This is a genomic window from Pseudomonas sp. UBA6699 (genome assembly GCF_002454615.1).
Lineage (GTDB): Bacteria > Pseudomonadota > Gammaproteobacteria > Pseudomonadales > Pseudomonadaceae > Aquipseudomonas > Aquipseudomonas juntendi.
Genome location: NZ_DKJF01000013.1, coordinates 1 through 20,763 on the forward strand (window position 1 = coordinate 1; position 20,763 = coordinate 20,763).

Consider the following 20,763-nt stretch of genomic DNA (forward strand, 5'->3'; position numbering starts at 1 on the left):
AATTTTCCATCAGCGCCAACAGTGTTTGCTGCTCTCCATTAACTGGTGGGCTTGGGAAGCCTGAGCCAATGGGAAAGTTGAATGAAGGATGGGTAGGCAACGCCCTTCGCCCAGTAGTGGCCAGACTTGGGCCCGCGACCCTGATTGTCTTGATGCAGGTCGGTCAGGAGGGCGATGTGGACGAGCTTCTGGCAAAAATCCGGGATGAAATCAGAGCGCTGAAGCGGGTAGGGGTTTAGCCGTTCTTCGGCTTATACGAAAAAGCCACCTTGGCCCTTGCGGCTCAGGTGGCTTTTTTCATTTCATGCGCTTATTTGGTGCGAGAATTCGGAAAATTTGAAATTTGTTCGGTTCTCGCTGAAAAATAAGGGCCCGGACGATCAATCCCAGCTCAACGCCCCACCAGTCTGATACTCAATCACCCGCGTCTCAAAGAAGTTCTTCTCCTTCTTCAAGTCCATGATCTCGCTCATCCACGGGAACGGGTTGGTAGTCCCCGGGTACTCTTCCTTCAGACCAATCTGGGTCAAACGACGGTTGGCGATGAACTTGAGGTAGTCCTCCATCATCGCTGCGTTCATGCCCAGTACGCCGCGTGGCATGGTGTCGCGGGCGTATTCGATCTCCAGCTGGGTCCCTTGCAGGATCATCTGGGTCGCTTCTTCCTTCATCGCCGCATCCCACAGGTGCGGGTTCTCGATCTTGATCTGGTTGATCACGTCGATACCGAAGTTCAGGTGCATCGACTCGTCACGCAGGATGTACTGGAACTGCTCGGCAACGCCGGTCATCTTGTTGCGGCGGCCCATGGACAGGATCTGGGTGAAGCCGCAGTAGAAGAAGATGCCTTCCAGTACGCAGTAGTAGGCGATCAGGTTGCGCAGCAGCTCCTTGTCGGTTTCGACGGTGCCGGTGTTGAACTCCGGGTCGGAAATGGCGCGGGTGTACTTCAGGCCCCAGGCGGCTTTCTTCGCGACCGACGGGATCTCGTGGTACATGTTGAAGATCTCGCCTTCATCCATGCCCAGCGACTCGATGCAGTACTGGTAGGCGTGGGTATGGATCGCCTCCTCGAAGGCCTGGCGCAGAATGTACTGGCGGCACTCGGGGTTGGTGATCAGGCGGTACACGGCCAGGGCCAGGTTGTTGGCAACCAGCGAGTCGGCGGTGGAGAAGAAGCCCAGGTTGCGCATGACGATGCGGCGCTCGTCTTCGGTCAGGCCGTCCTGGCTCTTCCACAGGGCGATGTCGGCGGTCATGTTGACCTCTTGCGGCATCCAGTGGTTAGCGCAGCCGTCCAGGTACTTCTGCCAGGCCCAGTCGTACTTGAACGGTACCAGCTGGTTCAGGTCGGCGCGGCAGTTGATCATGCGCTTTTCATCAACCGCAACACGGGCCGAGGAGCCTTCCAGTTCGGCCAGGCCTTCGGCAACGTCGAGGGCGTCGAGGGCTGCCTTGGCACGTTTGACCGCGTCGGAGTCAGCAGCGGTGGCCGCACGGGCTTCCAGGGCGGCGGCACCGCCGGCGCTGTCGAGCTTGTCGAGGGTGGCGGCGGCAGCGGCCTGCGCAGGGTTGTTGCCTTTGGCGGCTACTTCGCCGTCTTCTTTGTCGAATTCGTCCCAGCTCAGCATGGTTTGGCTCCTGCTTGAGGGTTGCCCTGGGGCAACCGCTTGGATTTAAAGAATGTGATGCCTGACGCAAGGCCGTAACGGCGAATGGACAGCTCGAGAGGCTGACTCTCGTTTACATCTGAATGTGTTCTGGCTTGTACCTGGCCAGGCCTCGGGGAGGGGCCAGGACAATTGAATGGTGCTCTTTTCAGAGGGGGCGAAGTATATCGGATTTCGCCTTGGATCGGGGCGCGTCTCTTGCGGGCGAGGGTAACTTTTTCGACCGGAAATGCGTGCGTCCGTTCACCGGGTTTGTGTGGCTTGCTATGGGAAGGGAGTGTAGCGGCAAAACGCGGATGGCACTACATGTTGTGGCTTTTTATTTTTAAGGCACATTATGTGGTGTTGTCGCGATTTTTGTGGGAGCGGCCTTGTGTCGCGAACGGGCCGCAAAGCGGCCCCGCGAATCATGCGGCGAAGCTGCAATCTTGGGGGCGCTTCGCACCTCAATCGCGACACAGGGCCGCTCCCACAGTGACCGCGTTTTGTGAGAAGTCCTGTTCTTTTGCCGAGCCGCGTGAGCGCTGGTCAAAGGGCAAGGTTTCTCCGGGGTGCAGATACAAAAATGCCGCGCGGGGCACCCAAGGGCACCCCGTGCGGCATTCAGGCCTTACTGGCAGGCTTCGCAGTCTGGCTCGTCCATCGCGCAGGCCTTCGGCACTGGCGCTGGGCCTGCTGCCTGGACCGGGGCGCTGTCGCCACCGCTGGAAACGGCATTGAGCTTGCCGGTGTTGATGGTCGACTTCTCGGTGCTGGTCGCGGCCAGGGCACGGAGGTAGTAGGTGGTTTTCAGGCCACGGTACCAGGCCATGCGGTAGGTCACGTCCAGCTTCTTGCCCGAGGCGCCGGCAATGTACAGGTTCAGCGATTGCGCCTGGTCGATCCACTTCTGACGACGCGAGGCCGCATCGACAATCCACTTGGTTTCGACTTCGAACGCGGTGGCGTACAGGTCTTTGAGCTCTTGCGGAATACGCTCGATCTGCTGCACCGAACCGTCGTAGTACTTCAGGTCGTTGATCATGACCGAGTCCCACAGGCCGCGGGCTTTCAGGTCGCGCACCAGGTACGGGTTGATCACGGTGAATTCGCCCGACAGGTTGGATTTCACGTACAGATTCTGGTAAGTCGGCTCGATCGACTGCGACACGCCGGTGATGTTGGCAATGGTTGCAGTTGGCGCGATGGCCATGATGTTCGAGTTACGGATACCTTTCTTGACGCGCTCGCGCACCGGGGCCCAGTCCAGCGACTCTTCCAGGTTGACGTCGATGTACTTCTGGCCACGGGCCTCGATCAGGATCTGTTGCGAATCCAGTGGCAGGATGCCCTTGGACCACAGCGAGCCCTGGAAGGTCTCGTAGGCGCCACGCTCGTCGGCCAGGTCGCACGAAGCCTGGATGGCGAAGTAGCTGACCGCTTCCATCGACTTGTCGGCGAACTCGACAGCCGCGTCGGAGCCGTACGGGATGTGCTGCAGGTACAGCGCATCCTGGAAGCCCATGATGCCCAGGCCGACCGGGCGGTGCTTGAAGTTCGAGTTACGCGCTTGCGGCACCGAGTAGTAGTTGATGTCGATCACGTTGTCGAGCATGCGCACGGCGGTGTTCACGGTGCGTTGCAGCTTGGCGGTGTCCAGCTTGCCATCATTGATGTGGTTCGGCAGGTTGATCGAGCCCAGGTTGCAGACCGCGATCTCGTCCTTGTTGGTGTTCAGGGTGATCTCGGTGCACAGGTTCGAGCTGTGGACCACGCCCACGTGCTGCTGCGGCGAACGCAGGTTGCACGGGTCCTTGAAGGTCAGCCATGGGTGGCCGGTCTCGAACAGCATCGACAGCATCTTGCGCCACAGGTCTTTGGCCTGGATGGTCTTGAACACCTTGATCTTGTTGTACTCGGTCAGGGCTTCGTAATACTCGTAGCGCTCTTCGAAGGCCTTGCCGGTCAGGTCGTGCAGGTCGGGCACTTCCGATGGCGAGAACAGGGTCCACTTGCCGTCATCGAAGACACGCTTCATGAACAGGTCAGGGATCCAGTTGGCGGTGTTCATGTCGTGGGTACGACGGCGGTCATCACCGGTGTTCTTGCGCAGCTCGATGAATTCTTCGATGTCCAGGTGCCAGGTTTCCAGGTAGGCACACACGGCGCCTTTGCGCTTGCCACCCTGGTTCACGGCAACGGCCGTGTCGTTGACCACTTTCAGGAACGGCACCACGCCCTGGGACTTGCCATTGGTGCCCTTGATGTACGAGCCCAGTGCACGGACCGGGGTCCAGTCGTTGCCCAGGCCACCGGCGAATTTCGACAGCATGGCGTTGTCGTGGATCGCGTGGTAGATGCCCGACAGGTCGTCTGGCACGGTGGTCAGGTAGCAGCTGGACAGCTGCGGGCGCAGGGTACCGGCGTTGAACAGGGTCGGGGTCGAGGCCATGTAGTCGAACGACGACAACAGATTGTAGAACTCGATCGCACGGGCTTCCTTGTCTTTCTCTTCCAGCGCCAGGCCCATGGCCACACGCATGAAGAACACCTGGGGCAGCTCGAAGCGCACGCCGTCCTTGTGGATGAAGTAGCGGTCGTACAGGGTTTGCAGGCCCAGGTAGGTGAACTGCTGGTCGCGCTCGTGGTCGATGGCCTTGCCCAGACGCTCCAGGTCGTAGCCTTTCAGGGCAGGGTCCAGCAGCTCGAATTCGACGCCTTTCTCGACATAGGCCGGCAGCGCCTTGGCGTACAGGTCGGCCATTTCGTGGTGGGTGGCGCTTTCGGCGACGTTCAGGAAGCCCAGGCCTTCGGCGCGCAGGGTGTCCATCAGCAGGCGGGCAGTGACGAACGAGTAGTTCGGCTCGCGCTCTACCAGGGTACGGGCAGTCATCACCAGGGCGGTGTTGACGTCCTTGATGGCTACGCCGTCGTAGAGGTTCTTCAGGGTTTCGCGCTGGATCAGGTCGCCATCGACTTCGGCCAGGCCTTCGCAGGCTTCGCTGATGATGGTGTTCAGGCGGGCCATGTCCAGTGGTGCCAGGCTGCCGTCGGCCAGGGTAATACGGATGCTCGGGTGTGGCTCGACCACGGCGTCGTTGTTGGCGCGGGTCGCACGCTCCTTGGCACGCTGGTCGCGGTAGATCACGTAGTCGCGGGCGACTTTCTGCTCGCCGGCGCGCATCAGGGCCAGCTCGACCTGGTCCTGGATTTCTTCGATGTGGATGGTGCCACCCGATGGCATGCGACGCTTGAACGTGGCGGTAACCTGCTCGGTCAGGCGCGCGACGGTGTCGTGGATGCGCGACGAGGCGGCGGCGGTGCCGCCTTCAACTGCGAGGAACGCCTTGGTGATGGCAACGGTGATCTTGTCGTCGGTGTACGGGACGACAGTGCCGTTACGCTTGATCACGCGCAGTTGGCCAGGGGCGGTAGCAGCCAGATCCTGCTGGGAATCGGCGGCCTGCGGCACCTTGGCCTGCGGGTTCTCGCGAGTTGTGTCGGTTTGCATGGGTGGGTGTCTCCACAGTTTCTATATTGTACAGGCGCCTTTTGAGCGCCCACCGTTCCGTCCACTTGCTCGATAACCTCACGGGGATGCGCACTGCATGCGCACCCGCCCGCGCGGGCGTACCGACTTCGGGACAGACTCAGGAATAAGGGGCAATGGCTTGCCGCTCCCTGACCGAAGTCAAAGGTTCTGGGCTGGGCCCAAAAACTGTTGCTGATGAGTGCCAGGCTGGCCTGCAACACCCATGCCCGAACAAGGCCCTGGGTGGGCTTGCCTCGGTCGCCTCCGCAGGAGCGGTTTGGCTGCTGAAATCACTTGAAGTTCCAACCCGAAGATCGTTTGATCTAGCGGGTTGACTTTTGTGTGTGATTTTGCACGAACCCCTATATCTAGTGGTTCGCTGCGATCGGGATACAAGATAATGCGGTATTGGGGTGTTTGCAAGGCGAGCGTCTGTGGATAACGTGTGGGTACTTTGTGGGTGAAAGGTGAGTATTCGCTGTAGGCCTTGTGCCAAGTGGTTTGCAGTATTTTTCGGCCGTTCGCCGCCCCGTCGCAGTTTTTGCGGGCGCGCACCCTACCACAAAAAACGCTCGAGCCAAGGGGGGGCAGGTGCGTGGCTGTTGCGGGTTGCTGCCTGTCAGATCGAGCACCGTGCGGGCCCCGCTCGATTTCATGGACAGCAAAGATCTACAGTCATACGCTCAAAGGCCGAGATTGCGATCCAGAGAATAAAAAGGCCAAAGCCATGGACCAGACCCAACCCCGCATTCTGATCGTCGAGGACGACCCGCGCCTGGCCGAGCTGACCGCCGAGTACCTGCAGGCCAACGGCTTCGAGGTCGCGGTCGAGGGCGATGGCGCGCGTGCCGTGCGTCGGATCGTCGACAGCCAACCTGATCTGGTCATTCTCGACCTGATGCTGCCGGGCGAGGACGGCTTGAGCATCTGCCGCCGGGCGCGCAACCAGTACCCTGGGCCGATCCTGATGCTCACCGCACGCAGCGATGAACTCGACCAGATCCACGGGTTGGACCTGGGCGCCGACGACTATGTCTGCAAGCCGGTGCGCCCGCGCCTGCTGTTGGCGCGCATCCAGGCCTTGCTGCGCCGTAGCGAAGCCCTGGACAGCAAGCGCCAGGACCTGGCGTTCGGTGCCCTGCACATCGACAACCGGCTGCGCGAGGCGCGCCTGGGTGAGCAACTGATCGAACTGACCGGCGCCGAATTCGACTTGCTCTGGCTGCTGGCCAGCAATGCCGGGCGGGTGCTTAGCCGCGAACAGATCTTCACTGCGCTGCGTGGTGTTGGCTACGACGGCCAGGACCGTTCCATCGACATCCGCATTTCCAGGATCCGCCCCAAGATCGGCGATGACCCGCTGCAGCCGCGGCTGATCAAGACCCTGCGCAGCAAGGGCTACCTGTTCGTCGGCGAGGCGCCATGAACAATTCGATTTTCCTGCGCATCTATGGCGGCATGCTGGCGGTGCTGGTACTGGTGGCGCTGCTGGGCGTGCTCAGCCTGCACCTGGTCAACGAGGTGCGCGCCGCCCAGCACCGTGAGCGCCTGGCGCAAGGCACCTTCAGCCTGATGGCGGACAACCTGGCGGTGCAGAACGCAACCGAACGCAAGCGCTCGCTGTTGATCTGGGAGCGCCTGCTCGGCGTGCCACTGGCGCTGCAGCCGATGAGCGCCCGCCGGCTTGATGGCACCCAGCGTGCGCGCCTGGCCCGTGGCCTGGTGGTGGTGGAAAAAACCGGCCCGCATGCGGCACAGGTGCTGCGCAAGGTTGGCCAGGAAGACCTGATGCTGGTGGCGCAGATCAACCAGATCAGCGAGCAGTTGGCACGCGCGACGCTTTATCTGCTGGCCGATGAGCTGGTGCGCTACCCGGTCACCGAACAACAGCAGCGCCTGGCCCAGTTGACGCAGGAAAAAGGCTTCGGCTTTGGCGTTGCATTGCAACGGATCGAGCGCGTCAGCCTGGACGATGACCAGCGGCACAGGGTCGAGGAGGGCGACACGGTGATGGCGCTGGGCAAGGATGGCGATTCGATCCGGGTGTTCGCCGGGTTGACCGGCTCGCCCTGGGTGCTGGAGATCGGCCCGCTGTACCAGCTCAACCCGTATCCGCCGCAGTTGCTGGTCCTGATCGCGTTTCTGGGCCTGTGCCTGATCGGTCTGGTGGTCTACTTGCTGGTCCGCCAGTTGGAGCGCCGCGTGTCGGGCCTGGAAGTTGCCGCCACACGCATCGCCCAGGGCAGCCTGGACACGCGCGTACCGGCTGGCGACACCGACTCGGTAGGGCGCCTGGCCGCTGCATTCAATGGCATGGCCGAGCACTTGCAGCGTTCGCTGACCATGCAGCGTGAGCTGGTGCGCGCGGTATCCCACGAGTTGCGCACGCCGGTGGCGCGCCTGCGCTTTGGCCTGGAGATGATCGAAAGTGCCAGCACCGAGCAGGCGCGCGCCAAGCACCTGGCTGGCATGGACGGCGACATCCAGGACCTCGACAAGCTGGTCGACGAAATGCTCACTTACGCGCGCCTGGAGCAAGGCGCGCCGGCCTTGCAGTTCCAGCGCATTGACATCGATGCCTTGCTCGACCGGGTGATCGACGAGTTGGCGCCGCTGCGTGCCGATGTGCGCGTCGAGCGGGGTGAGTGCCAGGGGGCCGATGCCGATGGCGCCTGGGTCGAGGCGGAGCCGCGCTACCTGCACCGGGCGCTGCAGAACCTGGTCGGCAATGCCATGCGCCACGCCGAGTCGCAGGTACGCCTGAGCTACCAGCTGGGGCAGCAACGCTGCCGCATCGATGTGGAAGACGATGGCCCAGGGATCCCGGAGGGGGTATGGGACCGCATTTTCACGCCGTTCACCCGCCTGGACGACAGCCGCACCCGCGCCTCGGGTGGGCATGGCCTGGGCCTTTCGATTGTGCGGCGGATCATCTACTGGCATGCCGGGCGAGCCACGGTAGGGCGCAGTGCGACGTTGGGGGGCGCCTGCTTCAGCCTGAACTGGCCGCGCCAGCAGGCACCGCTGTAGGCGTCAGACGCTCACCAGGCTAAGCAGATGGCCGTTTTGCAGGCTGAACTGGCCGTGCAGCTCTGCCCCGCGTTGCCACTGTGGCGACAGGTCGGTGAGCAGGCGCAGGCGCGCCAGCCCCTCGCCAGACCAGTCGAGCACTTCGGCGTGCTCGAAGTAGAAACGCTGGCGGGTCAGGGGGTAGAGGGTCTTGAACAGGCTTTCCTTCAGCGAGAAGGTCAGGGTGACCGTCAGCCCAAGCTGAGCGCGGTCCAGGCGCTCCAGCTCGGCCGGGGTGAGGATTTCGCCCATCAAGCGCTCGGCGCGTTCGTCATCGAGCAGGGCTTCCTGATCCAGGCCCAGGCCCTGGCAGCTGTGGGCGCCAGCGACCGCCGCGGCGGCCCAGCCTTGGCCATGGGTGATCGAGCCGTGAATGCCGGCGGGCCAGATGGGCGAGCGGTCGTCATGGGTGCCAGGCACGTAGTTGCGACCGTCCAGGCGCTGCAGCGCGGCCCGTGCGCATGCACGGCCGGCCAGGTACTCGGCCTGGCGCTTGGGCACCGAGCGCAGCAGGCTGGCGCTTGGCACTACCCCCGCGCGCTGGAAGTCGTCGGCCCCTAGCTGGGCGGGGTCGAAGGCGCAACTGACCAGCACCGCACCGGGTAATGGGCGGGGCAGGGGCCAGTGGTACTGAAGTGGGGCGCAGCAGGCGGGGAGCGTGTTCATGGCGGCTATTGTGCCAGCCGCGGCGACGGTGTGGGAGATGCAATAGCCGAGGCTGCCGTGCAGCCCATCGCCTGCAAGCCTGCAGGCCCGAAGATCTATGCCGTGCCTGTGGAAGCTGGCTTGCCGACGATGGGCCGCAAAGCGGGCCGTACAATCGCTATTTGAATACTTTCTTGAAAAACGCCTGCATATCCGCCCAGGAGCTTTCATCCGCGGCCTTGTTATAACCAATGTCCGGCCCGCCATGCTCGCCATGGCTCAAGCGGTCTGCATCCGGGTTGGTGAAGCCGTGCTTGGCCCCTTCGATGCTGACGAACTGATAGTTCACCTTGGCCGCCTCCATCTCGGCCTTGAAAGCCTCGACCTGTTGCGGCGTGACCATGCTGTCGGCCGCGCCGTGCTCGACCAGGATATCCGCGCGTACCACCCCCGGTTTGGCCGGGGTAGCGGTAGCCAGTGCGCCATGGAAGCTCACTACGCCGTCGAGTTTCTCGCCACGGCGCGCAGCATCCAGCACCACCTTGCCGCCGAAGCAGTAGCCGACCGCACCCAGCTCGTGCTTGTTGGTGTTCGGTTGCAGTTTCAGCAGCTCAAGGCCCGCATCGAAGCGCCTGGCTGCGGCGGCAGGGTCTTTCAGTGCGGCCGCCATGAACGCCTGGGCATCCTGCGGGTGCTCGGTGTGCTTGCCGTCGCCGTACATGTCGATGGCCAGGGCGTTATAGCCCAGCGCTGCCAGGTCACGGGCGCGGCGCTTGGCATAATCGTTCAGCCCCCACCATTCATGCACCACGACAATGCCTGGGCGCTTGCCCTCGACGGCGTCGTCGTATGCGTAGTAGCCGACCAGCCGGTTGCCGTCGGCGTCCTGGTAAGGAATTTCGCGGGTTTGTACTGCCGCTTGGGCAAGGGCAGCGCTGCACATCAGGGTCAGGGCCAGCAGGACACGCATGGGTACTACTCCTTGTTCGGCAATCGGGTCGTTCAGCCGAGGTTCAGTCAGGGTTCAGTCGCGGTTCAGGGTGCCCTGCTTACTCTAGCTTCCAGACCGAAACAACGCACCCAACTGGAGTAACCTGCCATGAAAACCTTCAATACCCTGCTTGCCGCCATGGCCGTCTGCGCCGCTGGCCTCACCACCGCCCAGGCTGCCGATGACAACTTCGCCAGCCTCACCTACGGCCAGACCAGCGACAAGGTTCGCAAGTCCGGCCTGTTGCAGCGCAACACCGACAACCTCAACACCGACGGCATCATCGGCAAGGATGACACCTGGGGTGTGCGTGTGGGCAAGATCAACGACCAAGGCCGTTACTACATGACCTATGACAACGTCTCGGGCGATCACAGCGGCCTGAAACTGCGTCAGGAAAACCTGCTGGGCAGTTATGACCTGTTCCTGCCGGTGGGCGATACCACCAAACTGTTTGGCGGTGGCAGCCTGGGCATGACCAAGCTCACCCAGGACTCGCCAGGCGCCCGCCGCGATACCGACTACGGTTATGCCTACGGGCTGCAGGCCGGGGTGATCCAGGACATCACCGACAAGGCTTCGGTCGAGCTGGGCTACCGTTACCTGCGCACCAATGCGGCAACCGAGGTGGGCGCGCATGGCGGGCCGAAGGATGGCACCCTGCGCCTGAGCAGCAGTGCGCAGACTTACCTGGCGGCCTCCTACAAGTTCTGACGGCCTGCCGGGTTATCCTGTACCGGCCTCTTCGCGGCTGAAGCCGCTGCCACAGGGATCGCACAGTCCAGCAAACCTGTGTGCTCCCTGTGAGAGCGGCTTTAGCCGCGAAGAGGCCGGTACAGGCAATAGATGAAAAGGAGCTGCATATGAAACTGCTGGTGGTCGAGGACGAAGCCCTGCTTCGCCATCACCTCTACACCCGCCTGGGCGAAAGCGGCCACGTGGTCGAGGCGGTCGCCGATGCCGAGGAGGCGCTGTACCAGGCCGGGCAGTACCACTTCGACCTGGCCATCATCGACCTGGGCTTGCCCGGTATCAGTGGCCTGGAGCTGATCACGCGCCTGCGCAGCCAGGACAAGACCTTCCCCATCCTCATCCTCACGGCCCGTGGCAACTGGCAGGACAAGGTCGAAGGCCTGGCCGCAGGCGCCGACGACTACCTGGTCAAACCCTTCCAGTTCGAAGAGCTCGAAGCCCGCCTTAATGCGCTGCTGCGCCGCTCCAGCGGCTTCACCCAGTCGACCATCGCTGCCGGCCCGCTGGTGCTCGACCTCAACCGCAAGCAGGCCAGCCTCGATGCGCAGGCGTTGGCGCTCACGGCTTATGAGTACCGCATCCTCGAATACCTCATGCGCCATCATCAGCAAGTGGTGGCCAAGGACCGCCTGATGGAGCAACTGTACCCAGGCGATGAGGAGCGTGACCCGAATGTCATCGAAGTGCTGGTCGGCCGCCTGCGCCGCAAGCTGGAAGGCGAGCAGGGGTTCAAACCCATCGATACCGTACGTGGCCTGGGCTACCTGTTCACCGAGCGCTGCCGATGATTCGTTCCCTGCGCGTGCGCCTGATGCTGGCCGCCGCCGTGCTGGCGCTGCTGTTCATGCTGGGGTTGCTGCCCGCGTTGCAGAAGGCGTTCAGCCTGGCCCTGCAGGAGTCGATCGAGCAGCGCCTGGCCTCGGACGTGACCACGCTGATATCGGCCGCGCGCATCGAAGGCGGCCACTTGCAGATGCCCGAACTGCTGCCGGACGAGCGTTACAACCTGCCGTACACCGGCCTGCTCGGGTATATCTTCGACCGCGATGGCCAGCTGGTCTGGCAGTCGCGCGCCACCGCCGACCGGCACATCAACTACCGGCCGCGCTATGACGGGCGCGGCAACGAATTTGCACGCATCCACCAGGCCGATGGTGAAGAGTTCTTTGTCTACGACGTCGAGATCAAGCTGCTGGGTGGCCAGAGCGCAGCCTACAGCATTGTCGCCCTGCAGCCGGTGAGCGAGTACAAGGCCACCCTCGACGGCCTGCGCGAAAAGCTCTACCTGGGCTTCGGCGCCGCCTTGCTGGCGCTGCTGGTGTTGCTGTGGGCCGGCTTGACCTGGGGCTTGCGCTCGCTGCGCCGGCTCAGCCACGAACTGGATGAGGTGGAAGCAGGGGCGCGCGATGGTCTGAGCGGCGAGCACCCCCGCGAGCTGCTGCGCCTGACCCGCTCGCTCAACCGTTTGCTGCGCAGTGAACGCGAGCAGCGTACGCGCTACCGGGATTCGCTGGACGACCTGGCACACAGCCTGAAAACCCCGCTGGCGGTGTTGCAGGGGGTGGGCGAAAGCCTGCAGCAGCGCAGTGGCGAACGCGAACAGGCGCGGGTGCTGCAAAGCCAGATCGAACGCATGAGCCAGCAGATCGACTACCAGCTGCAGCGGGCCAGCCTGCGCAAGAGCGGCCTAGTGCGCCACAGTGTGCCGCTACGGCCTGTGCTCGACAGCCTGTGCAGCACGTTGGCCAAGGTATACCGGGACAAACGCGTGGAGGTGCAACGGGTGTTACCCGGGGCGGCCCAGGTGCCGATGGAGCAGGGCGCCTTGCTGGAGATGCTCGGCAACCTGCTGGAAAACGCCTATCGGCTGAGCCTTGGCCAAGTGCGCGTAAGCCTTGAGCAAGTGCCAGGGCGCCTGAGCTTGTGCATCGAAGACGACGGGCCGGGCGTACCGGTCGACCAGCGCGAGCGCATCCTCGAGCGCGGTGAGCGGCTGGACAGCCAGCACCCGGGGCAGGGCATCGGTCTGGCGGTGGTCAAGGATATCGTCGACAGCTATGACGCCGTGCTCAGCCTGGGGGACTCACCACTGGGTGGGGCTGCGTTCAGGATTACCTTCAACCTCGATTGATTCGGCCCGGGTGGGCGGATTCCCGCCAACATGCCTGTACAAAACCCGCCACCGGGCGGAAATCCGCCAGCTTTCCTCACCTTTATCGCCCCGTCGTTGGGCATTAATCCTTGGTACACAAGGCATTTGCACCCTTGCTGGGCACTTTGGCACCACCCTTGCTATTGATCTACGCAGAGGCCTGCCCAGGCAGCTCGAACACAACGACAAATCCCTCCAGGTGCAGGAGGGTTAGCGATTCAGGTGCCCCATCACCCTGGGAAGGGTGAGCCGGCACACTTGAGGAAAATTAGCCATGACGACACGTCAGCCGCTTTACAAATCCCTGTATGTCCAGGTGTTGGTCGCCATCACCATCGGCATCCTGCTCGGCCACTTCTACCCGGAAACGGGCGTCGCGCTCAAACCCTTCGGTGACGGTTTCGTCAAACTGATCAAGATGGTCATCGCCCCGATCATCTTCTGTACCGTGGTCAGCGGCATCGCCGGCATGCAGAGCATGAAGTCGGTCGGCAAGACTGGCGGCTACGCGCTGCTGTACTTTGAAATCGTCTCCACCATCGCCTTGATCATTGGCCTCATCGTCGTCAACGTGGTCAAGCCAGGCGCTGGCATGCACATCGACGTCAGCACCCTGAACGCCAGCAGTGTGGCTGCCTATGCCGCCGCCGGCGCGCAGCAGACCACGGTCGGCTTCCTGCTCAACGTCATCCCCAACACCGTGGTCGGTGCATTCGCCAACGGCGATATCCTGCAAGTGCTGATGTTCTCGGTCCTGTTCGGCTTCGCCCTGCACCGCCTGGGCAGCTACGGCAAGCCGCTGCTGGACATGATCGACCGCTTCGCCCATGTCATGTTCAACATCATCAACATGATCATGAAGCTGGCCCCGCTTGGCGCCTTCGGTGCCATGGCCTTCACCATCGGCCAGTACGGCGTGGGTTCGCTGGTGCAACTGGGCTACCTGATGGCCTGCTTCTACATCACCTGCCTGTTGTTCGTGCTGGTGGTGCTGGGCGGTATCTGCCGCGCCCACGGCTTCAGCGTGCTGAAACTGATCCGCTACATCCGTGAAGAGCTGATGATCGTACTGGGCACCTCCTCGTCGGAATCGGCCCTGCCGCGCATGCTGGCCAAGATGGAACGCCTGGGTGCCAAGAAGTCCGTGGTTGGCCTGGTGATCCCGACCGGTTACTCGTTCAACCTCGACGGCACCTCGATCTACCTGACCATGGCAGCGGTCTTCATTGCCCAGGCCACCGACACCACCATGGACATCACCCACCAGATCACCTTGCTGTTGGTGCTGCTGGTGGCTTCCAAGGGTGCTGCCGGCGTCACCGGCTCGGGCTTCATCGTGCTGGCTGCCACCCTGTCGGCGGTGGGCCACCTGCCGGTTGCCGGCCTGGCGCTGATCCTCGGTATTGACCGCTTCATGTCCGAAGCCCGCGCCCTGACCAACCTTGTCGGCAACGCCGTTGCCACCGTGGTCGTGGCCAAGTGGGTCAAGGAAATGGACAACGACAAGCTGGCCTCGGAGCTGGCGTCCGGCGGTACACCGCTGGTTGATACCCGCCCAACCGACGACCTGGGTGTAGCTGAAGGCCCAGCTCGTTGATAGCGGCTTGAAATGCAAAAAGGCGACCTCGGGTCGCCTTTTTCATGCCTGCACGGTCCTTGTGGGAGCGGCCTTGCGTCGCGAAAGGGCTGCGTAGCAGCCCCGGCAAGCTTGCAGGATGGCTAAAGGCCCGGGGCCGCTACGCGCCCCATCGCGACGCAAGGCCGCTCCTACAATGGCCAGCGAACAAGCCTGAATCGGGGTCAGGCCAGCACCACCTCCAACACCCGGATCGCCTCCGGCTGCGGGTAATGCCAGCGCACCTGCACATCCCAGAACCTCACCCCGTACACCCGTTCCGGTGCAGGTACCTGGTAGGCCGGGCGTGGGTCCTGGGCCAGGCATTGTTCGATCAGCGCCACCAGCGGCTCACCCAGCCGCAATGCATGCTCGCGGGCCTGCGCCAATGCGCTATCGGCCCAATGCACGGCAATGGCTGCAGGCGCGGCGCTGGCCATCTGGTTGCTGGCGCATGCAATGCTGTCGGCGTAAGGCACGTAGGGCTTGATGTCCAGCACCGGCGTGCCATCCAACAGGTCGATCCCGGACAGCAGCAGCCGCCCCGGTTCAACCCCCTCCAGGCGCACCACCGACTGGCCGATGCCATTGGGCCGATGGGTGGCGCGGGTCGCGAACACACCCATGCTCTTGTTGCCACCCAGGCGCGGTGGCCGCACCTTCAGGCGTGGCTTGTCTTCCAGCGCCTGGTGGAACAGGAACAGCAGCCAGACATGGCTGACCTGCTCCAGGCCTTCGACTGCCTCACCCTGGTCGAACGGCGGCAGCAGCTCCAGCACCCCGCGGGCGGCGGGAGCCAGCTGCGGTTGGCGCGGAATGGCAAACTTTTCCTTGAAGCATGAACGGACGATACCGACCGGGGCAACGGTGTGCTGCATGGTCACTCAGCCGCGCACGCGCAAAGTCAGGCCCTTGAGGAAGTTGCGCAGCAACTGGTCGCCGCACGGCCGGTAGTTATCGTGGCCAGCTTTGCGGAACAGTGCACTCAATTCCGGCTTGCTGACCGGGAAGTTCACGGACTTGAGGATCGCGTGCAAGTCGTCCTCCTTGAGTTCGAAAGCCACCCGCAGCTTCTTGAGGATCAGATTGTTGGTCACCGGCAGCTCGATCGGTTGCGCCGGGCGGCTGTCATCCTTGCCGCGACGGTAGAACACCAGGCCGTCGAGGAAGTGCGCCATCACCCGCTCAGGGCAGCGCACAAAGCCTTCTTCGTCTTCTTTCTTCAGGTAGGTGGCGAGCACCAGCGGGTGCACTTCGAGGCCGGAGAGGCCGATGATCTCGGCCATCTTGGCGTCGTTCACCTTGAGCATGTAGCGCAGGCTGCGCAGGACGTCGTTGTGGTTCATTGCTGCTGAATCCTGTTCAGGTGCCGCGCGTTCCAGCGCGGCCTATTACTTAGAAACGTTCGGTACTGGCCACATAGCGCCATTGGCCCAGCGGCAACTTGCCCATCGACACGCCACCCAGGCGAATGCGCCGCATGCCGACCAGCTCCAGGCGCAGGTAAGCGCACAATTCGGCGATCTGCCCGGGCTGCGGGTTTTTCAGGGCCATGCGCAAGTGGGTCTCGTTCTGCCAGCTGGCCTTGGCCTTGGGTAGCTCACGGTCATTGCGCGTAGCACCGCGGGCCAGGCGCTCCAGTGCCTGGGGCGTGGTCTGGCCGCGCACTTCAATGATGAATTCCTGCTCCAGGCGGCGCAGGTCGGCTTCGATCTTGCGGGTCACCCGCCAGTCCTGGGTGAACACTTGCAGGCCACTGGCGCCGCGCTCCAGTGGGGCGACGCAAGCCTGCCGGGCAAAGTGCCCGTGCAGCGCACGCACGCCCTCGCGGTGGGCTTCGCTGAGGCTGCCCATGTTGATGCTGGCGCGGGCGCTTTCGCTGTCCATGTCGGCAGGCTGGTTCAGCAGCAGGGTCACCGGCTCCAGGGGCTCGGCGCGGGCGCCAGGCAACAGCTCGACGCGCTGTTGCCCGACCTTGAACTGCGGCTGCTCGACCACCACGCCATCGACCGTGACCCAGCCTCCTTCAATGTACAGCTCGGCCTCGCGGCGAGAGCAGCCAAGCTGCTCGATGAGGCGTTTGGACAGGCGGACGGGTTCGGACATGGCGCAATTCGCAGAGGCAGGGAAAGGTGACCATTGTACCTGCCCCTACGCGGTTGATGATGGGAATCTGTGTCACTTGCGCCATTTCGGCGACCTGCTGCGGCATATTCAGTCGCCGCTGCACTGGCCTGTGCCCCGCAGGCGCATATGCAGCAGGGGGTAGGGTTGGCCAAGGCCGTCGGTAGGGGAGCGGCCGACCACCTCGAAACCTTCATGCAGGTAGAAGCCCAGGGCTTGCAGGTTCTGCTCGTTGACGTCCAGGGTTTCGGCATTGAGTTCGTTGATGGCGTAGCGCAGCAAGCGCCTGCCCACGCCCTGGCAACGGTAGGCCGGGGCAACGAAGAGCATATCCACCCGGCTGCTGGCGACCCCGGCGAACCCGCAGATACGCTGGCGGTCCTTGCAGCAGACCAGCATCACGGCGTCGAGGTAGCGGTACAACACATGCTCACGCAGCAGCCGGACATAGGCATCGGGTAGAAAATCGTGGGTCGCGCGCACCGAGTCTTCCCAGACCTGGGCCAGTTCGGGGTAGTCGCTAAGGTGCGGGGTTTGCAGGGACAATGGCTGGCGCATCGGGGTACGTTCCTCTGGGGCTGAGGAAACGATAGATGCTAAAAGCGCAACAGGCCCAAGGATTGCCGGTGCGCCTGCGCGGCCCATCATCGGCCAGGAAGCTCCCTGGTAAAGGAGCTGCTGGCCGGCGATGGTGCGCAGCGTACTGTGTGGGTGTCAGACCGGCTCGGCCCACATGTCGTATTCGTCGGCGTCTACCACCCGGCAACGAACCTTGTCGCCTGGCTTGAAGCCATGGTCGCCATCGATGAACACGCTGCCGTCGATCTCCGGGGCATCGAAGAAGCTGCGGCCTACCGAACCTTGCGCCTCGACTTCGTCGATCAGCACTTCGATCTCCTTGCCGATGCGCAGTTGCAGGCGGGCAGCGCTGATGGCCTGCTGGTGGGCCATGAAACGGTCCCAACGGTCCTGCTTGATGTCGTCCGGTACTTCAGCCAGGCCCAGGTCGTTGGCCGGGGCGCCCTCCACCGGCGAGTACTGGAAGCAGCCCACGCGGTCGAGCTGGGCTTCGGTCAGCCAGTCCAGCAGGTACTGGAAGTCTTCTTCGGTTTCGCCGGGGAAGCCGACGATGAAGGTGGAACGGATCACCAGTTCGGGGCACTGTTCACGCCATTGCTTGATGCGTGCCAGGGTACGGTCTTCGAAAGCCGGGCGCTTCATCGACTTGAGCACTTTCGGGCTGGCATGCTGGAACGGAATGTCCAGGTACGGCAGGATCTTGCCGGCCGCCATCAACGGGATCACATCGTCGACATTCGGGTAAGGGTACACGTAGTGCAGGCGCACCCAGGCTCCCAGGCTGCTCAGTGCTTCGCACAGTTCAAGCATGCGCGTCTTGACCGGGCGGCCGTTCCAGAAGTCGGTCTTGTACTTGACGTCGACGCCATAGGCGCTGGTGTCCTGGGAAATCACCAGGATCTCCTTGACCCCGGCCTTCACCAGGCGCTCGGCCTCGCTCAGCACTTCGCCCACCGGGCGGCTGACCAGCTTGCCGCGCATCGACGGGATGATGCAGAAGCTGCAGCTGTGGTTGCAGCCTTCGGAAATTTTCAGGTAGGCGTAGTGGCGCGGGGTCAACTTGACCCCTTGTGGCGGTACCAGGTCGATCAGCGGGTTGTGGTCCTGGCGGGGTGGCACCACTTCGTGCACGGCGTTGACCACCTGCTCGTACTGTTGCGGGCCTGTGACCGACAGCACGCTTGGGTGCACGTCTCGGATGTTGCCTTCTTCAACGCCCATGCAGCCGGTCACGATGACCTTGCCGTTTTCCTTGATCGCTTCGCCGATGACTTCCAGCGATTCGGCCTTGGCACTGTCGATGAAGCCGCAGGTGTTGACCACCACCACGTCGGCATCCTCGTAGGTGGGCACGACTTCATAGCCTTCCATGCGCAGCTGGGTCAGGATGCGCTCGGAATCGACCAGGGCTTTGGGGCAACCCAGGCTTACGAAACCTACCTTGGGGGTGGCGGGCGTGGTGGACATGACTAACCTCGGTATTGAATGCAGGTCGCCCGGCCGGAATCGGGGGCGATCTTGACGGGCGCTTTTGGCGCCTCTGATCAAAAAGTGCGCAATTCTAGCGAGCGCAGGGACGCTTGACCAGCAGAAATACGACGAACGCTGCGCTATGCTTCGCGCCGTTGCGCCAAGCTGCAGTGAGTGCTTGGTCGCAGAGTGAATACTGAAAGGCCGTAATGGCCGTCTGCGGGAGTGGTCGATGGTTCAGGCAAGCAGTCACGCTGAGGGCGGGCACGAGGGTAAGCAGGGTGCGACGCGGTCGCTGGGCCTGCTCGTGGCAGCGGTCGGGGTGGTTTATGGCGATATCGGCACCAGCCCGCTGTATACCCTGAAGGAAGTCTTTACCGGTGGTTATGGGGTGCCGGTCAACCATGACGGGGTACTGGGGATCCTGTCGCTGATCCTCTGGTCGCTGCTGTGGGTGGTGTCGTTCAAGTACGTGATGTTCATCCTGCGCGCCGACAACCAGGGCGAGGGCGGCACCATGGCCCTGACTGCGCTGGCGCGGCGGGCTACGGCGGCCTACCCGCGGCTGCGCACACTGATGGTGATCTGTGGCTTGATCGGCGCTTCGCTATTTTATGGCGACAGCATGATCACCCCGGCGGTGTCGGTGCTGTCGGCGGTAGAGGGCATGGGCCTGGCGTTCGACGGTATCGACCACTGGGTGGTACCGATCTCGCTGGTGGTGCTGGTGGCCCTGTTCCTGGTGCAGAAGCACGGTACCGAGAAGATCGGCAAGCTGTTCGGCCCGATCATGGTCACCTGGTTCGTGGTGCTCGGTGCACTGGGCGTGAACGGCATTTCGCAAAGCCCGGAAGTGCTCAAGGCCTTCAACCCCGGCTGGGCGGTCAACTTCTTCGTGGTGCACCCGGGGATGGGCGTGGCCATTCTGGGGGCGGTGGTGCTGGCGCTGACCGGTGCCGAGGCATTGTATGCCGACATGGGCCATTTTGGCCGCAAGCCTATCGCCCGTGCCTGGTTCATCCTGGTGCTGCCGGCGCTGGTGCTCAACTATTTTGGCCAGGGCGCGCTCCTGCTGCAGGATCCGGATGCGGCCCGTAACCCGTTCTACCTGCTGGCACCGGGCTGGGCGTTGTTGCCGTTGGTCGGCCTGGCCACCCTGGCCACGGTGATCGCCTCGCAGGCAGTGATTTCCGGGGCCTTCTCCTTGACCCGCCAGGCCATCCAGCTGGGTTATATCCCGCGCATGCAGATCCAGCACACCTCCAGCGACGAGCAAGGGCAGATCTATATCGGTGCGGTGAACTGGACCCTGATGGTGGGTGTGGTACTGCTGGTGATCGGTTTCGAGTCCTCCGGGGCGCTGGCGGCAGCCTACGGTGTTGCGGTAACCGGGACCATGCTGATGACCACGATCCTGGTGTCGGCGGTGATGCTGCTGCTGTGGAAGTGGCCGCCGCTGCTGGCGGTGCCGATTCTGGTCGGTTTCCTGCTGGTCGACGGGCTGTTCTTTGCCGCCAACGTGCCGAAAATTGTCCAGGGTGGCGCTTTCCCGGTGCTGGCCGGGGGCGTGCTGTACCTGCTGATGAGCACCTGGAAGCGTGGCAAGCAGATCCTGGTCGAGCGCATCGACGAAGGGGCATTGCCGCTGCCGTTGTTCATCAGCAGTATCCGCATTCAGCCACCGCACCGGGTCGAAGGCACGGCGGTGTTCCTGACCGCGCGTTCCGATGCCGTGCCGCACGCGCTACTGCACAACATGCTGCACAACCAGGTGCTGCATAGCCAGGTGGTATTGTTGACGGTGGTCAGCGAGGACCGGCCGCGGGTGCCGGAGCACGAGCGCTTCGAAGTGGAAGCCTATGGTGACGGCTTCTTCCGCGTGCTGCTGCATTTTGGCTTCATGGACGAGCCGGACGTACCGGCGGCGTTGAAACTGTGCCATCTGGATGGCCTGGACTTCACCCCAATGCGCACCACGTACTTCCTCAGCCGTGAGACGGTGATCGCCTCACGGCTCGAGGGGATGTCGCGCTGGCGTGGCAACCTGTTCGCCTTCCTGCTGAAGAATGCCAACGGCAACCTGCGCTTCTTCAACCTGCCGCTGAACCGGGTGATCGAACTGGGGACCCAGGTCGAGATCTGATTGGCAAGGGGCTGCTTTGCAGCCCATCGCTGGCAAGCCAG

At 63.1% G+C, this 20,763-nt stretch carries 17 protein-coding genes; 8 read left to right on the forward strand and 9 right to left on the reverse strand.

Annotation, left to right across the window (positions count from 1 at the left end; all coding sequences use genetic code 11):
* Positions 1 to 239: hypothetical protein (locus tag B3361_RS24180; RefSeq protein WP_422662673.1), on the forward strand; the 239-nt coding region annotated here is incomplete at its 5' end.
* 141 nt (positions 240 to 380) lie between these two features.
* On the opposite strand, the gene B3361_RS02265 is transcribed toward B3361_RS24180, so the two are convergent.
* Positions 381 to 1,631, reverse strand: a complete 1,251-nt coding sequence (locus tag B3361_RS02265; RefSeq protein WP_029885549.1) for a ribonucleotide-diphosphate reductase subunit beta — start codon at positions 1,629 to 1,631, stop codon at positions 381 to 383.
* A 649-nt stretch (positions 1,632 to 2,280) separates the two neighbouring features.
* Positions 2,281 to 5,160 (reverse strand): ribonucleoside-diphosphate reductase subunit alpha, encoded by a 2,880-nt coding sequence (locus B3361_RS02270; RefSeq protein ID WP_154211905.1) that lies wholly within the window; start codon positions 5,158 to 5,160, stop codon positions 2,281 to 2,283.
* Between the two features lie 748 nt (positions 5,161 to 5,908).
* Here B3361_RS02270 and B3361_RS02275 point away from each other — a divergent pair.
* Together B3361_RS02275 and B3361_RS02280 are read left to right on the forward strand one after the other, a co-directional pair.
* The gene (locus B3361_RS02275; RefSeq protein ID WP_009682568.1) at positions 5,909 to 6,607 is read left to right on the forward strand and encodes a response regulator; all 699 of its coding nucleotides are present in this window, start codon (positions 5,909 to 5,911) and stop codon (positions 6,605 to 6,607) included.
* Positions 6,604 to 8,211 carry an ATP-binding protein gene (locus tag B3361_RS02280; RefSeq protein WP_054905935.1) on the forward strand — a complete coding sequence of 536 codons (1,608 nt, stop codon included), beginning with the start codon at positions 6,604 to 6,606 and terminating at the stop codon, positions 8,209 to 8,211. The genes B3361_RS02275 and B3361_RS02280 overlap by 4 nt, the downstream gene beginning before the upstream one ends.
* 3 nt (positions 8,212 to 8,214) lie before the next feature.
* On the opposite strand, the gene B3361_RS02285 is transcribed toward B3361_RS02280, so the two are convergent.
* Positions 8,215 to 8,916 carry a 4'-phosphopantetheinyl transferase family protein gene (locus tag B3361_RS02285; protein ID WP_054905936.1) on the reverse strand — a complete coding sequence of 234 codons (702 nt, stop codon included), beginning with the start codon at positions 8,914 to 8,916 and terminating at the stop codon, positions 8,215 to 8,217.
* A gap of 157 nt (positions 8,917 to 9,073) precedes the next feature.
* A complete protein-coding gene (locus B3361_RS02290) occupies positions 9,074 to 9,865 on the reverse strand; it encodes a dienelactone hydrolase family protein (protein ID WP_054905937.1) in 792 nt (263 codons plus the stop codon).
* A 129-nt stretch (positions 9,866 to 9,994) separates the two neighbouring features.
* Here B3361_RS02290 and B3361_RS02295 point away from each other — a divergent pair, with 129 nt between their 5' ends.
* The 4 genes from B3361_RS02295 to B3361_RS02310 all read left to right on the forward strand — a co-directional run bounded on the left by B3361_RS02295 (position 9,995) and on the right by B3361_RS02310 (position 14,388).
* Positions 9,995 to 10,600: an outer membrane protein gene (locus B3361_RS02295; protein WP_054881146.1), complete on the forward strand. Its 606-nt coding sequence runs from the start codon at positions 9,995 to 9,997 to the stop codon at positions 10,598 to 10,600.
* Between the two features lie 149 nt (positions 10,601 to 10,749).
* Positions 10,750 to 11,427, forward strand: coding sequence for a response regulator (locus B3361_RS02300; RefSeq protein WP_054905938.1), 678 nt, complete (start codon positions 10,750 to 10,752; stop codon positions 11,425 to 11,427).
* On the forward strand, positions 11,424 to 12,770 hold the full coding sequence (locus tag B3361_RS02305; protein ID WP_054905939.1) for an ATP-binding protein: 1,347 nt from the start codon (positions 11,424 to 11,426) through the stop codon (positions 12,768 to 12,770). The genes B3361_RS02300 and B3361_RS02305 overlap by 4 nt, the downstream gene beginning before the upstream one ends.
* A gap of 295 nt (positions 12,771 to 13,065) precedes the next feature.
* Entirely contained in the window at positions 13,066 to 14,388 is a 1,323-nt protein-coding gene (locus B3361_RS02310) for a dicarboxylate/amino acid:cation symporter (RefSeq protein WP_054905940.1), read from the forward strand.
* A 203-nt stretch (positions 14,389 to 14,591) separates the two neighbouring features.
* Here the strand turns inward: B3361_RS02310 and tsaA are convergent, their stop codons facing one another.
* The 5 genes from tsaA to rimO all read right to left on the reverse strand — a co-directional run bounded on the left by tsaA (position 14,592) and on the right by rimO (position 18,576).
* Positions 14,592 to 15,284: a tRNA (N6-threonylcarbamoyladenosine(37)-N6)-methyltransferase TrmO gene (gene tsaA, locus B3361_RS02315; protein ID WP_009682558.1), complete on the reverse strand. Its 693-nt coding sequence runs from the start codon at positions 15,282 to 15,284 to the stop codon at positions 14,592 to 14,594.
* A 6-nt stretch (positions 15,285 to 15,290) separates the two neighbouring features.
* Positions 15,291 to 15,752 (reverse strand): DUF1456 family protein, encoded by a 462-nt coding sequence (locus B3361_RS02320; protein ID WP_029887591.1) that lies wholly within the window; start codon positions 15,750 to 15,752, stop codon positions 15,291 to 15,293.
* A 49-nt stretch (positions 15,753 to 15,801) separates the two neighbouring features.
* Positions 15,802 to 16,512: an rRNA pseudouridine synthase gene (locus B3361_RS02325; RefSeq protein WP_054905941.1), complete on the reverse strand. Its 711-nt coding sequence runs from the start codon at positions 16,510 to 16,512 to the stop codon at positions 15,802 to 15,804.
* A gap of 108 nt (positions 16,513 to 16,620) precedes the next feature.
* A complete protein-coding gene (locus tag B3361_RS02330; RefSeq protein WP_054905942.1) occupies positions 16,621 to 17,088 on the reverse strand; it encodes a GNAT family N-acetyltransferase in 468 nt (155 codons plus the stop codon).
* 156 nt (positions 17,089 to 17,244) lie between these two features.
* The gene (gene rimO / locus B3361_RS02335) at positions 17,245 to 18,576 is read right to left on the reverse strand and encodes a 30S ribosomal protein S12 methylthiotransferase RimO (protein WP_054905943.1); all 1,332 of its coding nucleotides are present in this window, start codon (positions 18,574 to 18,576) and stop codon (positions 17,245 to 17,247) included.
* 235 nt (positions 18,577 to 18,811) lie between these two features.
* On the opposite strand from rimO, the gene B3361_RS02340 reads away from it, so the two are divergent.
* Positions 18,812 to 20,722 (forward strand): potassium transporter Kup, encoded by a 1,911-nt coding sequence (locus tag B3361_RS02340; RefSeq protein WP_054905944.1) that lies wholly within the window; start codon positions 18,812 to 18,814, stop codon positions 20,720 to 20,722.
* Positions 20,723 to 20,763 lie beyond the last annotated feature (41 nt).